The 14,252-nt window shown below is 59.8% G+C and carries 12 protein-coding genes; 8 read left to right on the top strand and 4 right to left on the bottom strand.

What is annotated here, in order from left to right; translation table 11 throughout:
• Positions 1-188: 188 nt before the first annotated feature.
• The 4 genes from ABGN05_RS16695 to ABGN05_RS16680 form a co-directional block, all read right to left on the bottom strand.
• Positions 189-1,484 carry a TRAP transporter large permease gene (locus tag ABGN05_RS16695; RefSeq protein ID WP_367955175.1) on the bottom strand — a complete coding sequence of 432 codons (1,296 nt, stop codon included), beginning with the start codon at positions 1,482-1,484 and terminating at the stop codon, positions 189-191.
• Between the two features lie 13 nt (positions 1,485-1,497).
• Positions 1,498-2,025, bottom strand: coding sequence for a TRAP transporter small permease (locus tag ABGN05_RS16690; RefSeq protein ID WP_367955174.1), 528 nt, complete (start codon positions 2,023-2,025; stop codon positions 1,498-1,500).
• An 83-nt stretch (positions 2,026-2,108) separates the two neighbouring features.
• Positions 2,109-3,050, bottom strand: coding sequence for a TRAP transporter substrate-binding protein DctP (gene dctP, locus ABGN05_RS16685; protein WP_367955173.1), 942 nt, complete (start codon positions 3,048-3,050; stop codon positions 2,109-2,111).
• A 361-nt stretch (positions 3,051-3,411) separates the two neighbouring features.
• Positions 3,412-4,194 carry a citryl-CoA lyase gene (locus tag ABGN05_RS16680; RefSeq protein WP_367955172.1) on the bottom strand — a complete coding sequence of 261 codons (783 nt, stop codon included), beginning with the start codon at positions 4,192-4,194 and terminating at the stop codon, positions 3,412-3,414.
• A gap of 395 nt (positions 4,195-4,589) precedes the next feature.
• On the opposite strand from ABGN05_RS16680, the gene ABGN05_RS16675 reads away from it, so the two are divergent.
• The 8 genes from ABGN05_RS16675 (at position 4,590) to ABGN05_RS16640 (ending at position 14,211) form a co-directional block, all read left to right on the top strand.
• A complete protein-coding gene (locus ABGN05_RS16675) occupies positions 4,590-5,765 on the top strand; it encodes a CaiB/BaiF CoA transferase family protein (RefSeq protein WP_367955171.1) in 1,176 nt (391 codons plus the stop codon).
• Positions 5,766-5,831: 66 nt separating this feature from the next.
• Positions 5,832-6,368, top strand: coding sequence for an acetyl-CoA carboxylase biotin carboxyl carrier protein (locus tag ABGN05_RS16670; RefSeq protein WP_367955170.1), 537 nt, complete (start codon positions 5,832-5,834; stop codon positions 6,366-6,368).
• The gene (locus ABGN05_RS16665) at positions 6,369-7,736 is read left to right on the top strand and encodes an acetyl-CoA carboxylase biotin carboxylase subunit (protein ID WP_367955169.1); all 1,368 of its coding nucleotides are present in this window, start codon (positions 6,369-6,371) and stop codon (positions 7,734-7,736) included. It abuts the gene before it with no gap.
• A gap of 14 nt (positions 7,737-7,750) precedes the next feature.
• Positions 7,751-9,220 carry a hydroxymethylglutaryl-CoA lyase-like TIM-barrel protein gene (locus ABGN05_RS16660; RefSeq protein ID WP_367955168.1) on the top strand — a complete coding sequence of 490 codons (1,470 nt, stop codon included), beginning with the start codon at positions 7,751-7,753 and terminating at the stop codon, positions 9,218-9,220.
• A gap of 281 nt (positions 9,221-9,501) precedes the next feature.
• Entirely contained in the window at positions 9,502-10,470 is a 969-nt protein-coding gene (gene dctP, locus ABGN05_RS16655; protein WP_367955167.1) for a TRAP transporter substrate-binding protein DctP, read from the top strand.
• A gap of 93 nt (positions 10,471-10,563) precedes the next feature.
• Entirely contained in the window at positions 10,564-11,193 is a 630-nt protein-coding gene (locus ABGN05_RS16650) for an isochorismatase family protein (protein ID WP_367955166.1), read from the top strand.
• Positions 11,194-11,385: 192 nt separating this feature from the next.
• The gene (locus ABGN05_RS16645) at positions 11,386-11,976 is read left to right on the top strand and encodes a biotin transporter BioY (RefSeq protein ID WP_367955165.1); all 591 of its coding nucleotides are present in this window, start codon (positions 11,386-11,388) and stop codon (positions 11,974-11,976) included.
• Positions 11,977-12,576: 600 nt separating this feature from the next.
• On the top strand, positions 12,577-14,211 hold the full coding sequence (locus ABGN05_RS16640) for an FAD-dependent oxidoreductase (RefSeq protein WP_367955164.1): 1,635 nt from the start codon (positions 12,577-12,579) through the stop codon (positions 14,209-14,211).
• The last annotated feature ends 41 nt before the right edge of the window (positions 14,212-14,252 follow it).

Here is a 14,252-nt window from a genome sequence, read left to right as displayed (position 1 = left end):
GGAGCTGCTTAGTCGAAGGAATCGGTTCCGGGATCGCCGGAGCCATGTGAGGTTGGCGGAAGGAGGTTGATGGCCGGAAGGGTCGAACACCCGCGTCCCTGCAAACCTGGTTCAAAAAACGGCACTTCGATGCCGGCAGTTCACGCACGCCCTGCCGCTGATGTGAATCCTTGGAATGCGTCAGTGCACTAGATCCAGTACATTACAAGTTGGGGAAATGCCACCAAAGCCATCATGGAAAGAACGAATATGAAAACAATCGGTATGCTCGCGTTATAGAGTTCGGTCAGTTTAATATTCCTGATCACGCCCTGCATCACGAACAGCACATAGCCGACCGGCGGCACGATCCCTCCAAGAGTGATGTTGATCAGGAAAATGGTCCAGAACCATACGGGATCGAAGCCGAAAATCCCAAGCAAAGGTGCGTAGATAGGAACAAGGATAAGCATGGCGGCTATCTCGTCGAGCACCATGCAGATTACAAAGGGAATTGCCATCATGATGAACATCATCATGCTGGGCGACAACGACACCGAATTGACGAACGAACTGATGGCTGCGCCGGCGCCGCTGAATGCAAGGAGTTGGGAGAACAGTTGCGAAGAAAGCATGATCGCCATGACCATGGCGGTGATGCTGGTCGTCGACTGAAACGCTTCCACCAGGAGTCGGAAAGTCAAGCGTCTGAAAATCGCCGCCACGACTAGCGAACCAAGGACGCCGGCGACGGCCGATTCGTTTGGAGTGGCGATGCCCAGAACGATGCTCCCGATAACCGCGCCGATCACCAGAGTGAAAGGGAGCAGGTTTAGGATTGCCCTGAAGACCTGCCGCCACGTCGGTCTGACATAGTCCGCATCCGCCGGGGCGAGAGCGGGGTTCAAGAAGATCCGGATGAAGATATAGCACAGCAACATCGCGGAGATCAGAACTCCCGGCACGATACCCGCGATAAACAGGTCCTTGACCGAGATTTGCGCAATCATTGCCACGATGATGGCGAGCACGCTTGGCGGAATGATCGGGGCGAGGCACGCACCGCCCATGATCACGCTGAGCGTCATTCCTCGATCGTAGCCACGCGCATGCATCGTCGGATAAATCGTTCGCGACAGCATCGCGGAACTACCCATCGCCGAACCGGATAGGGCGGCCAGAATGGTCGATACGATGATCGAGAGCACATACTGCCTGCCGCGCAGCCGCCCTATCAATTTATCGACAGAATCGATAAGTGCGTCGATGGCGTTTGCCCGATAGAGCACCTCTCCCATTAGGATGAACAAGGGTAGTACCAGCAATGATGACGAGGTCGCGGTCGTGACGATGCTGTTGACGAACAGGCCGATGCCAGGCGGGCCGATAAGGGCGAACAGGGCTGCCAAATTGCAGATGAGAAACGCCGCGTAGATGGGAACGCCGAGCAAGAACAGCGCCAGCAGGCCAACAGCCATCACTGAGAAGATAGTGGTGGGATCCATGCTTATCGCTCACTCACAAAACTGCAGTGTGGGTCGACGACGAGCGTAGCACAGCCCGCTGGAAGTGGAGGGTCCCGCTCAGCAAGAACCCATATGTCATGATCGACGTCAGAATCCATCTAGGTATGGGGACTACGGCGAGCGTCAGTGTGCCGGCGTCGTACTGTCTCAACGAGAAATCGAAACAAAGAGCGGCGACAATGACGCACGACATGCCTGCGACGATTTCAATCATCGTGATCAGCATGGGCCTGTACCGCTCAGCCAGCATGTCGACCAAGATGGAGATCGCGATGCTTGAGCCTTGTGCTGTTATGGTGGGCAGGGTGAAGAATACCGCCGCACAAAGTAGATAGCTAGAATAATCGAGCGCCCATGCTGTGGGAGCCCCAAAGAAATAACGCGCGACCAGTTCATATAAAGTCGCAAGAAAGATGAGGGCGGTGGCGCTCACACCGAGTTTGAAGCTCGCTGCGGCGATCTTTTCCAAAACCAGTGCCATGTTTCTCATGGATGCCCAATCTGCCATTTTGATACGCAAGACACTCCCAGGCGAGCGATAATCCTCGAATGGGAGTGTCTAACGGGCAGCCTAAAGTGATGTGTTAATCTTGGCAGGTCGAACTATTTCATCAAGCCTTTGGTGGCCAGGAACTCGCGCAGTTCTTGGCCTTTTTCCGGGTTTTGCTTGTCAATGATGCGCCAGATACCGTCGGCGAAGGCAGCGTTTAGCTGGGATGCCTTGTCTTCCGGCAGTTGCGTGATCTGCACGTTATGCTCGTTGATCAGCGTCTGCTCTTCCTTGTTCACCATCTGCGCGTACTCGGTCCCCCAAAGTTCCTCGACCCGCTCTCCCTGTTCCAGAAAGAGGGCCTGCCGTTCCGGCGGCAGCGCCTTCCAAGTGTCAAGGTTCATGAAAATCGGAAGGCCACTATAGCCGATTGCCGGGCGCATCAGATTGGGAGCAACTTCGTGCCACCTGTTGGCGAGAATTCCGTAGGCACCCCAAGCCGCGCCGTCCGCCACGCCCCGTTCCAGGGCGGCATAGACTTCGGCTGGAGGAAGCGTGACCGGCGTGGCGCCAAGCATTTCGAAGACGCCGAAATAGGTCGGCGTACCGCGTATCTTGCGGCCCGCAAGATCCCCCGCATCGGTCAGCGGTTCCCGGAGAACGAGTTGATAGCCACCCTTGACCGAAGGGAGTGCGATCAACTTTAGATTGTGGGCCTGATAATACTGGTCGAACCAATCCCAGATGCCTTGATCCCGGAGCTCCTGCGAAGTCGCATCGATCGCATCGATCGCCATTCCGATCGAGGTCGTTCCGGTGTGATAGGCCGTATGGGTGAAGAGCAACTGGAACACGCCCGAGCTGACAGGTTCGAGCTGCTCGAAAGGCGGTATCGTCTCGGGCCCGCTCATGAGCAGTTTTATCTCGCCGCCGGAGGCTTCCTCGACTAGGCGCGCGAAGGGTATCGCCACTCCTCTGACGGCGGGATTGGTATTGTCCCAGCTCGAGAGAAGCCGGAATTCCTCGGCATTAATTGTTCCTGCGGAGAGCAGCAACGCACCTGCCGAGAGCAGCGCCTTAAGCCGAGATCCTCTAATAAATCTACTTATGGACATATTTACCTCCCTGATTTCGTTCTTATTGGAACAAGCTGCATGACGTGCCACCCCAATGACCCGCGAGACTTGAAAATCCCCAGCTGAGCAGAACGAGTCTGTCGTCAACAGCCTTGGCGAAATCGAGCCCTCGCTCCAGCACCTAACTTCTAAAGTGACAGGTGCAGCAAACCCGAGAGCAATCGAATGAGCAACGATTCTTGAATTCATGCTCCCTCGTTCTCGATAAGTGAAATCTCGCCCATCGGATGATACACTCTCGATTTCCTGTCGAACGGTGCACGCTCCATTATCATCAGAGTCATTCCGACGGCTCGTAGCGGACACCTTCAGCAGCCTCCGCTGCGAGATGAAAGCCCATGGGCCTTCGCCGTTCCTCGGCAAGGTGGGCGATTAGCCCGGCTGTGCGGGCCAAAATGGGGATGCCACGTAGTGCTTCCATCGGAAAATCAAGATCGAGCATCACCGCTGGGATCGCGCAAGAGACGTTCATGACCATCGGGCGTCCGAAAGCTGCGTTCGCTTCGCTCTGGACGGCGCGCGCATATGCACAATGCGGCCCGACACTGCCGACCTCGTCCGCCAGATTGAGCAGGCGATCGGTGCGGGGATCGATCGGATGGTGCAGTGGGTGACCGAAGCCGGGCAGGCGCTGGTTTGCGGCGCGCAACCGCGCGATTTCCTCGCGTGCAACATCGGTCATCCGGGCCGGATTGCCCGCAGCTAGGTCAACGCCGGCACTGAGAAATCGCCCGGCCAGTTCCGTTGTCCCCAGAACGGTATTGCCACATCCCAAGATTCCCGCTGCCACAGCGCCTTGGAACGATTCCGGGGCCGCCGCGAAGGTCATTCGCGCCGCCGAGACGCTGGCAGTCATTCCATGTTCGGCAATCGCTATGAGCACCGCATCGAGCATTCGACGCTGTACCGGCGTCGGCTCCAGGCCGAGAAGCATGAGATGGAAGAATTCCGTGAAACTTACCTCGCCGATGAGCTCCGACGCCAAATCGCGACCACGGATCGTGATCGACGCCGCATCCGCGGTCGATATTGACGTGATGCCGTCGGACTTGCCAACCCGCATGGCTGCTCTCCTTTGTCTGCTGCAACCACCGTCTTTGAGCTCCGGTCTTCGACGAACTGCCCAAGGGCGTGCCACGCTATTGCAGGGGGAGTCTCGGCGGAGGTCATCGAGGATGTCAAGGAGCGGGCGGTATGGATCGGCTTTCTCTTCACTATTGAGAAAACTTTCTGAGGAAGCCCCGCCCGTGGCCAGAATAGCCAGACAGTAATGCGAAACTTCTCGTTATGTGAGATTGACCGTTGTGTTTCCTGCCGCCATCCTTGACCCGGGCGAGCGCATTGCGCAGTATTTTTTGATAGTGTTGGAGGGGCGTGGGCGCGTAAATGATTGTGCGAACGCGACAACGGATATCTTCGCCCAAGAGGCAGGCGGCAATACCCAGCGGAGGGGTCAGTATGCTCGAAGGTATTCGGGTGATCGAAATGGCGAACGTGATCAGTGGACCCTTTGCGGGCATGCTGCTCGCCGATATGGGCGCCGAGGTGATCAAGGTCGAGATGCCTGGCGGCGGAGATCCGTTTCGGATGTGGTCCGCCAGCCAGAGCGAAATATCGCCGGCTTTCGCCGCTTATAACCGCGGCAAGAAAAGCGTGACCATCGACATCAAGAGCGCGGAAGGACGCGCAGCCTATCTCAAGCTCGCCGCTTCGGGCGATGTGGTCATCGACAATTTCAGACCCGGCACACTCGACCGTGCCGGCATCGGCTGCGAGGTGCTGCGCGTTACAGCTCCGAGCTTGATATATTGCGCGGTCTCGGGCCTTGGCCATGTCGGTCCCGACCGCGACAGGCCCACTTATGACGCCATCGCCCAAGCCATGAGCGGTCTGTGGAGCCAACTCACCGATCTCGACGCGCCTCAACCCGTGGGCCCCCCGATGTCGGATCAGTTGACGGGGCTTTACGCCGCAAATGCGGTGCTCGGCGCCCTTGTCGCACGCGGTCGCAATGGCGGGGTCGGTCAACGGCTTGACGTGAGCATGCTGGGGGCAAGCATCGCCTTCCAGCCTCATGCCGTGGCTGAATTTCTGAGCAGCGGGAAAATCGCTGACAAGCTTTCGCGGGCTTATAATTCGCAATCATATGCCTTCGTGGCAAGCGATGGACGCCCTTTCGCAGTGCACCTGTCATCGCTTCCGAAATTCTGGAAAGCGCTTCTCGTCGCGGTTGCCCGGCCCGAACTCGAAGAAGACCCCCGCTTTGCCACGAAGCAGGCGCGCGGGGCGAATTATGAAGAGCTCCACTCCGTATTGCAGGCGATCTTCGCCACCGCCCCGCGCGCCGTATGGCTCGCGACCCTGCAGGCCGAGGATGTGCCCTGTGGCCCAATCCACACGATCGGCGAGGCGCTGGAAGATCCCCAGGTTCGTGCACTAGAGATGACGCGCAGTTTCGGGAGCGGCGATCGTGCGACCCAACTCGTCGGCTACGGCTTTGCCGCTTCCGGTGGACAACCTGAGGGGACGGGTAGACCGGTACCTAAGTTGGGCGAACACACAGAGGCCGTACTGGCCGAATGCGGCTACGACAAGGAAGCCGTTGCGGCTTTGCGCCGGGCTTCGGCTGTTTAGATAGCGCAGCCATCCAGAAAGCCGCAGATGGCATCCAGTAAAGCTAATGAGGAGAATAAGTCTGTAATGTCGCTGACACCGGATGACGTGAAACGGATTCTCGAACTCGTTCAAAACTCCGCCTTCGACGAATTACGGCTCGAGGCGGGCGATCTCAAACTCGTCGTTAGCAAACATGGCCGCATCGTCGATGCAGGTGGCGCAGCCACTGCGGAAGCCCGACTGGCTCCCACCGCGGCCCCGCCGGCCTCGGCTCCTGCCTCACCTGTGCCCGCCGTCGCACCCGCTCAGGCGGCGCCTGCCGCAGCGGCTGCCGCGCCGAAGTCGCCGGCCGGTTCGTCGAGCGATGAATCGAACCTAATCCCTATAAAATCTCCCATCGTGGGAATTTTCTACATCTCTCCCGAGCCCGAGGCGCCGCCTTATGTGGAAACTGGCGCCGAGATTGACGAAGACAGCACGGTCGGCCTCGTCGAGGTGATGAAGGTGTTCAATGCCGTTAGATCCGGCGTGCGCGGCACGGTCGTGCGGCGGCTTGTGGGCAATTCGGAATTCGTCGAATTCGGCCAGCCGCTGTTTCTCGTCCGGCCCGCGGAGCGCTAAATGGCACTTTCGCGGGTCTTCGTGGCGAATCGCGGGGAGATCGCGGTTCGCATTGTCCGGGCTTGCCGAACGCTGGGCATAGAGACGGTTGCGGCGGTTTCGGAAGCCGACCGGGACAGCATGGCGGGCCGGATGGCCGACCGGATGGTCTGCATCGGTCCCTCCCGCGCCGCTGACAGCTACCTGCGTCCCGAGGCGCTGATCAGCGCTGCGCTGGGGACCGGCTGCGACGGGTTGCATCCAGGCTACGGCTTCCTGTCCGAAAACGACCGCTTCGCCAAGTCATGCGCCGACGCCGGGCTGATCTTTGTCGGCCCCAGCCCGGAAAACATCCGCCTCATGGGCAACAAGCTGGAAGCGCGGCGCATCGCTAGCGAAAACGGCGTCCCGCTGGCGGAGGGATCTCCCCGCGTGTTATCGGTGCAGGCCGCGACCGAGATCGCGAGTTCGGTCGGCTACCCGTTGCTTTTCAAGGCCGCCGCGGGTGGTGGCGGACGCGGCATCCGCATCGTGCGCAAGCCCGACGAACTCGCCGCCGCTTTCGGGAGCGCGACGGCCGAGGCGCAGGCCGCCTTCGGCGACAGCGCGCTCTTCATGGAGCGCTACATTGAAAACGCCCGCCATGTCGAAGTGCAAGTGCTGGCCGACGGGCAGGGCACGGTGCTGCATCTCGGCGAGAGGGATTGCTCGTTGCAGCGCCGGTATCAAAAGATGGTCGAGGAAGCTCCGGCCTTCGGTTTGCCGCAGGCCTTGCGCCAGGGCCTTTACGATGCCGCGGTCACATTGGCGCGCAGCATCGATTATCGCAGCGCGGGAACGGTGGAGTTCATCGTCGATGTCGATCGGGAAAGCTTCTTTTTCCTAGAAATGAACACCAGGGTGCAGGTCGAGCATCCGGTGACGGAAATGATCACGGGCATCGACATCGTGGCGGCGCAAATCCGCATTGCGGGCGGCGAGCCATTGGCGCTGCGGCAGGAAGATATCCGCTTTGACGGCCACGCCATCGAATGCCGGATCAACGCGGAGGCGCCCAAGCGGGGCTTCCAGCCCTCTCCCGGCAAGGTCCTCGAATGGTCGGTGCCTGTGGGGCCCGGCATCCGTGTCGATACCCATGTCGAAGCAGGATGGGTGGTCTCTCCCTATTATGATTCACTGCTGGGCAAGCTGATCGTGCATGGACGCGACCGTGCCGATGCATTGGCGCGCACGCGCCAGGCCTTGGCCGAGCTTTCGGTGGTCGGCGTGGACACCACCGCACCGTTTCTGGAGCACATCCTCTCGCACGAAGATTTTGCGTCCGGGAAAATCAATACGCGCTGGCTTGAAGCCGAAGCCGAACGCTTCGTCGCCGCGGCTGCACAATAGGGGAGGGTCCTGCGATGAACGAGATCAAGATCATCGATACCACGCTGCGAGACGGCCAACAGAGCCTCTGGGCTCTCAATATGCGCACCGGCGTCATGCTGACAGCGCTGGAGCGTCTCGACGAGGCAGGCTACGAGGCAATGGAATTCTATTGTCCGGCGGCCCAGATCAAGAAAATGGTGCGCGACCTTGGCGAGGATCCGTTCCAGTGGCTTCATCTCGGCATGAAGAAGTTGCCTAAGACGACGCAGCGGCTGCATGGCGGCTATAAGACGGGAATCGGCAAGGTGCCCGAATGCATAAGCAAATTGCTGGTGCAGAAGGTCATCGACCGCGGCATAACCGTGACACGCATCTCCGATCCGTGGAACGATTTCGAGTCACTGCGCGACGAACACGACACCCTGCGCGCCATGGGCATGGAGTCGGTGATCAACCTGATCTACTCGATCTCGCCTCGCCACACCGAGGACTATTTCATCGAGCGTGTCCGCAACGCTGTAGCGCTGAAACCCTACCGGCTTTGCTTCAAGGACGTGGGCGGGTTGCTCACTCCGCAGCGTTTGGCGATACTGCTGCCGCGCGTGCAGGAAGCTGCAGGCGACATTCCGATCGAATTCCACAATCATTGCAACAATGGTCTTGGCCCCTTCAATGCGCTCGAGGCCTCCCGGCTTGGCGTGCGCTACATTCACACCGCCGTGCCGCCGCTCGCCAATGCCTCGTCGCAGCCCTCGGTCTTCAACGTCGTGCACAATCTGCGGGCGCTTGGATATGATGTGGCGCTGGACGAGGAACCGTTGCGGAAAGCCTCGCAGTTCCTGACCCGGGTTGCCGAGCGCGACGGTCTCGCGATCGGGGCGCCGGTGGAATATGATCAGTCGATGTACAGTCACCAGATTCCGGGGGGCATGATTTCGAATCTGCGATACCAGCTCTCGAAGGTCGGCATGGAACACCGGCTTGACGAGATCCGTGTCGAGGCCGCCCAGGTGCGCGCCGATTTAGGCTATCCGATCATGGTCACCCCGCTGTCGCAATTTGTCGGCACGCAGGCGGCGATTAACGTGATCACCGGCGAGCGTTATGGTCAGGTAACCGACGAAACCATCCAATTCGCGCTCGGCCACTGGGGGCGCGAGGCGTTGCAGCACATGGATCCGACCGTCCGCGACCGCATTCTCAACCGGCCTCGCGCCCGCGAGCTGGACCGCCCCGAGCCATCGCAACCCAATCTCGCCGAGGTGCGGGCTCACTACGGCGAAAGCCTGACGGATGAGGAGCTCATCATCCGCGCCTATGTCGACCAGGACGCCGTGGAACAAGTCCGGCGTATGCCGACTCCCATGGAAGAGCCGCTCAGCAGTTCTTCCCTTGTCGATCTGGTCGCGGCCTTAAGCCGGACAAAAGGGCGGCGGCACATATCGATTCGCAAGGGCGATCTGTCGGTGACTCTGCGCACCGCACCGGCTGACGTCGCATGAGGCAGAGCAAGGTTAGCGGCAAGAGATGACTGTTCACTCCGGGCTTAGGGCAGGGCGCGGTTGCCTGTCTCTTGTATCCGGAGGATTTAGTATCGCTGGATGTAAAGTCCGCCCTTGCCATGGGCCATCTTAATTCCTGCAATGCAGTAACGCTAGCCGTTTCTCGACGTCAGCTTGACGCGTGCGACTGCACTGTTCGAAAGTCCTTGAGACCGCCAGGACGTGGGGTCGAAAGACGTGGACTAGAATCAGGACTGCTGAGTAATCGGAGGAATACTCGAATGAACAAACTGCTGGCCATCATTGGAGTTGCCGTATTGGCGGTAGGGAATTGGTCTGCCGCGCAAGCCCAGGACATGCGTGCGCTGGCTGGCTGGGACGCGACCTATGTCACCGTGGGAGGAGTCATTGACCCATTCCTGCGCGAGATCGAGGGTGTGACCGGGAGCGCGATACAGCGCTTCGGCCCCGAGACGGTTCCTCCCTTCGAGCAACTCGAGCCGGTTGGCAGCGGCGTTTTCGACATGCTGATCACGAACGGCGCCTACCACTACAATCAGAGTGCGGTGGGTATGACGGTCGAGGCCCTTGCCGCCGATTCCACCGGACTGCGGAGTTCCGGGATATGGGATCTGATCGATCAGGAATATCATAAGCTGGGCCTGAAGCTGGTTGCCACTTTGCTCGATCATGGCGGCTATAATATCTTGCTGAAAGAGCCGCTCGACGACAAGGGCCTCGCCGGCCTGCGCGTTCGCGGAACACCTGTCTATCATCCGTTGATCGAAGCTCTGGGCGGCTCGCCGGTGGTGATGGCACCGGCTGAAATCTACCCCGCGCTCGAACGCGGGATAGTTGACGGCGCCGCTTGGCCTGCGGTGGGCGCGCTTGGGTACCGCTGGTTCGAGGTTGCCGATTACATGATGCGTCCGACTTTTGGGACGGGCGTTTATCTCGTCTTCATGAATCTCGAACGCTGGAACTCGTTCGACGCCGACAAGCAGAAGGCCATCGCGGACGTCGCGGAAGCGTTCGAAGTCAAGGCTCGGGGGATCTTCAGCGAGATCGTGAAGGCCGAGGAGACCGCATTAACCGAGCAGGGCATGCAAATCACGCACTTGCCCGAACAGTTGCTGCCGACCCTTAGCAGCGCTTGGTTCGAAGGTGTGATGGCACTGGCCGGACGCCAAAATCCCGACGCTGTCGCCAAAATCGAGGCTCTCGCCGCCACGGCGGAGCTGGCTCCCTGAGGCAAGTGAACATTGAGACGCGACCGGCTGCAAGCCGGTCGCGTCTCCTATCGTGCCGTGAGCAGCACAAGACGCCATAGGAGACATTTCGGAATGAGCAGCAGGCAACAGGCATCCGCGCAGCCGGTGTTCGGCCGTCAACTCGGCTTCGGCAAACGCGCGGCGCTCCTGGTGATAGATCTGACCCGCGCCTTCACAGAGCCCGGGCGCCCGCTCGCCTCGGATGTACGATCCGTCATCGCGGCCGCGAACCGCCTGATCGACAAGGCACATGAACGCGGCCAGCCGGTGATCTTTACGACCGTATTCTATGACGCCCCGGATTTCTCCGATGCCGGAACATGGGCGTTGAAGATCGGCGGCCAGGACGATCTCCGCGCTGGCAGCAATGGATCGGAGATAGACCCACGCCTGCACCGCGTTAAAGGCGATTCGCTGCTGGTGAAGAAATACGCTTCATGTTTCTTCGGCACTGACCTGTCCAGCCGGCTGACGTCATTGGGAGTGGATACGCTGGTGGTCTGCGGCGTCTCGACCAGCGGCTGCGTGCGCGCCACTGTTGTGGATGCCATCCAGTCGGGGTTCAGGCCGATCGTCGCTGAGGAGGCGGTGGGCGACCGCTGGCCGGAGGCGCATCGCCAGTCGCTGGCCGATCTTCAGGCCAAGTATGCCGACGTCCTGCCGATCGATACGGTGTGCGACGGCATGCTGCGGGTCGGATAATCTGCAAAGGCCAGCGATTTCCGCAGGCGACAAGGATATCTGTATTGAAATTCGTTCCGCGATTTCTCGCTAACGTTTCAAATATCGAGAATGTGCGGGCGCACGATCCGGCTAGGATTGCTGGTCGTCCTTCTTTCCGCTTTTGTTTGATGTCGGACGAGGTTCGCGCCGTCCGCCTAAAAGGAGTATAACATGACCACCGCAATCCTCTCCGGGCCGTTTGTTGCCCTCGCAGTGCCCGAGAAGGGCGCCTCTCGCTATGCTATCCTGGCTCTGCTCGCGGTTGCCGGCACGCTGCTGCTCGCTTTGTCCGCCAAAACCAAGGTCGTGCTCGGCCCCGTCGACCTGTCGCTTCAGACATTCGCCGTCTTGATCATCGCGGCCGCCTTCGGCATGCGTCTGGGCGTCGTCACCCTTCTTCTCTACATGGCCGAGGGCGCGATCGGCCTCCCGGTATTCCAGAACACGCCCGAAAAGGGTATCGGCATCGCATATATGCTTGGCACGACCGGCGGATTCCTCGCCGGATTTGTCGCCATGGCTGCGATTGTAGGCTACGCGGCCGACCGCGGCTGGGGTAACAGCCTGTTCAAGCTGTTCGGCGCAATGCTCGCTGCTGAAATCGTAATGATGGCTATGGGTTTCGCTTGGCTCGCCTTCATCATCGGGACGGCGGGCGCATGGGAGTTCGGCGTCGCGGCTTTCATCGTTCCCGACCTGATCAAGGTCCTGCTCGCCGCTACGGTCGTGCCGGCTGGCTGGGCCCTTTTCGCGCGCCGTTGAGGGGTGATGCAAGGGGGGTCCTTTCCGGCTTCTCATCGCCATCTATTAAGAGGGCGGTTGAGAACGGCAGGCCTGGTGGTGTCGATGTAAAATAGCTGTAACCTTTCCGGAGGTTATTCATGCCGGCGTGGACCGGGAAAGCTGAGGTTATCGAAGCTTCAGTGATTCTCACGGAGGACCGGATCAACATCCACAAGAATGCCCGGCTGAGAGCCCTCTCTGATTGGGGTCGGTGAAGTCGAGCTTCTCCTGCCACTTTCATTCCAGACGATGACGCCCCGGGGGTCACTCGCTTCTCTTCGCGCTCGGCGCGGGGCCGCCCCATGATGGGATCAGGAGAGCAAGGCATCTCAATCTGTATCACGACCTGCAAGCTCTAGACCTGCGCATTCCGAACTCTCGACGAGATCGTCTCGCCCATCGTCCCCCGGCAAATCGGCGAGCGCCATAGGAAATTTCCGCCACAAGCAGGGTGATGCATGATTAGATTGTCTGCGATATAATCGTTGACAGAAATATTTGCCATAACGTAGCCTATTCGCTGATCGGCTACCTCCACGGAGGTGTGACAGGGCCGTTCGATGGGAGGAGTGAACAAAATTGGGCCAGCCAATCGAGGGCGCGTATGATGTAGTGGTTGCCGGGTCCGGTGCAGCCGGACTTTCCGCCGCTTTGTCGGCGGCCAAAGCCGGATTGAAGGTGGTTATCCTGGAGAAGAGCGACAAGCTCGGCGGCGGGACCTCAGTCTCGCATGGCGGTATCTGGGTAGGCAAGAACCATCTCGCCAGCGCCGCAGGCTATGCGGATTCTCGTGACGACATTCTGGCCTATATGCGTTTTGTCGGCGGCGACCAGATCCGCGAGGACAACATGGTTGCTTATGTCGACTGGTCGCCGAGAGTCTTGACGATCCTAGAAGACTGGGGCCTGAAATTCAGTGTCCTTAAAGGCGTTTCCGATCACTATTTCCCGATCGCTCCAGGCTCAAAAGAGGCGGGACGTACCATCGAGCCGGCCCTGATTTCCGCCAACGATCTTGGCGAACTGAAGGACGCCGTATTCTTGCCTCCCAACGAAGTGGTGGAAGTCTGCTCGGCGGAGTCGATCGCCTGGGGTGGCATGAGCAATCTCGCCGGCTGGGACGGCGCGCTCATCGAAGAACGACGCAAGCAGCGCATTTGCGGCCGCGGCGTGGCCTTGGTCACGCATTTCCTGAAGGCGCTGAAAAAGGAAGATGTCGAAATCGTCCGAGGTGCCGGTGTCGATCGTCTCGTTGTCACGGACGGGGCCGTATCGGGCGTGGTGCTGTCCTCGGGCATGGTCCTGCATGCGTCGAAAGCGGTGATACTCGCCACCGGTGGCTATGAGTCCAATCCCGACCTGGTTGCCGTGCATGAAGGCTTGCCAAGGTGGCAGTCCATGTTCCCCGAGAGCCTCACCGGCGACGGCATGATCATGGCGTCCGAACTGGGCGCCGCAGTGCGGACCATCCACAACAACATGGCCTTATTCCTGGGGTTTGTTGTCCCGCCGAAGACGGCGAACGACATGCCTTTCTACCGGATGGCCGGAATCACCGAACTGCTTTTCCCCCACACGTTGGTGGTGAACCGGAAGGGCAGGCGGTTTGCGGACGAAACCTATTTTCAGTCAATGGCGCCCCGCCTGCGCGAATACGAACCCGCCACGCATAGCTTCAGCAACCTGCCTTGCTATCTGGTCTTTGATAGCCAATTCCAGCGCCGCTTCTCTTTCGCCGGCAACGCGCCCGGTGCGGCGATTCCGGATTGGGTTGCGTGCGCCGACACCATCGAGGAACTGGCAGCCAAGCTCGATGTGGATGCGGCGGGCCTGGCCGAGACGGTCGCGCGCTACAACGGCTTTGCGGCCACCGGCGTCGACGAGGATTTCAAGCGCGGTGCCCAGAAATGGTCGCTGGCCAAGAAAGACAGCTGGGGTGCCGAGGGGCTTCCCAATCCGAGCGTCGGAGCGGTGTCGCAAGGGCCATTTTACGGCATTGAACTGCATCCCAGCGCCTTCTGTTCGGCGGGTCTTGTCACCAATCCCGATGCGCAGGTACTCAACCAGCGCGGACACCCGATCAGTGGTCTCTACGCCGTCGGAAACGCTTCGGCGCATACCGACTACGGCGTCGGTTACCAGGCGGGCTATTCGCTAGCATCCGCCATGACATTCGGATACCTGGCCGCCCGCCATGTCGCGCAAACACGCTGAGCCCCGCGAGGGGCAAGCACTCGACAAGAAACATAAAGGGA

Origin of the sequence: Aquibium pacificum (assembly GCF_040839445.1) — a bacterium.
In the GTDB taxonomy this organism is placed as follows: Bacteria; Pseudomonadota; Alphaproteobacteria; order Rhizobiales; family Rhizobiaceae; genus Aquibium; species Aquibium pacificus.
Note: the sequence above shows the minus strand (reverse complement) of the source record. Positions and strands in the feature narration are given on the sequence as shown.

Coding starts and splice junctions, on each gene's coding strand:
- ABGN05_RS16695 (WP_367955175.1), bottom strand. CDS start 1,484: ATGGATCCCACCACTATCTTCTCAGTGATGGCTGTTGGCCTGCTGGCG.
- ABGN05_RS16680 (WP_367955172.1), bottom strand. CDS start 4,194: ATGCGGGTTGGCAAGTCCGACGGCATCACGTCAATATCGACCGCGGAT.
- ABGN05_RS16675 (WP_367955171.1), top strand. CDS start 4,590: ATGCTCGAAGGTATTCGGGTGATCGAAATGGCGAACGTGATCAGTGGA.
- ABGN05_RS16670 (WP_367955170.1), top strand. CDS start 5,832: ATGTCGCTGACACCGGATGACGTGAAACGGATTCTCGAACTCGTTCAA.
- ABGN05_RS16665 (WP_367955169.1), top strand. CDS start 6,369: ATGGCACTTTCGCGGGTCTTCGTGGCGAATCGCGGGGAGATCGCGGTT.
- ABGN05_RS16660 (WP_367955168.1), top strand. CDS start 7,751: ATGAACGAGATCAAGATCATCGATACCACGCTGCGAGACGGCCAACAG.
- dctP (WP_367955167.1), top strand. CDS start 9,502: ATGAACAAACTGCTGGCCATCATTGGAGTTGCCGTATTGGCGGTAGGG.
- ABGN05_RS16650 (WP_367955166.1), top strand. CDS start 10,564: ATGAGCAGCAGGCAACAGGCATCCGCGCAGCCGGTGTTCGGCCGTCAA.
- ABGN05_RS16645 (WP_367955165.1), top strand. CDS start 11,386: ATGACCACCGCAATCCTCTCCGGGCCGTTTGTTGCCCTCGCAGTGCCC.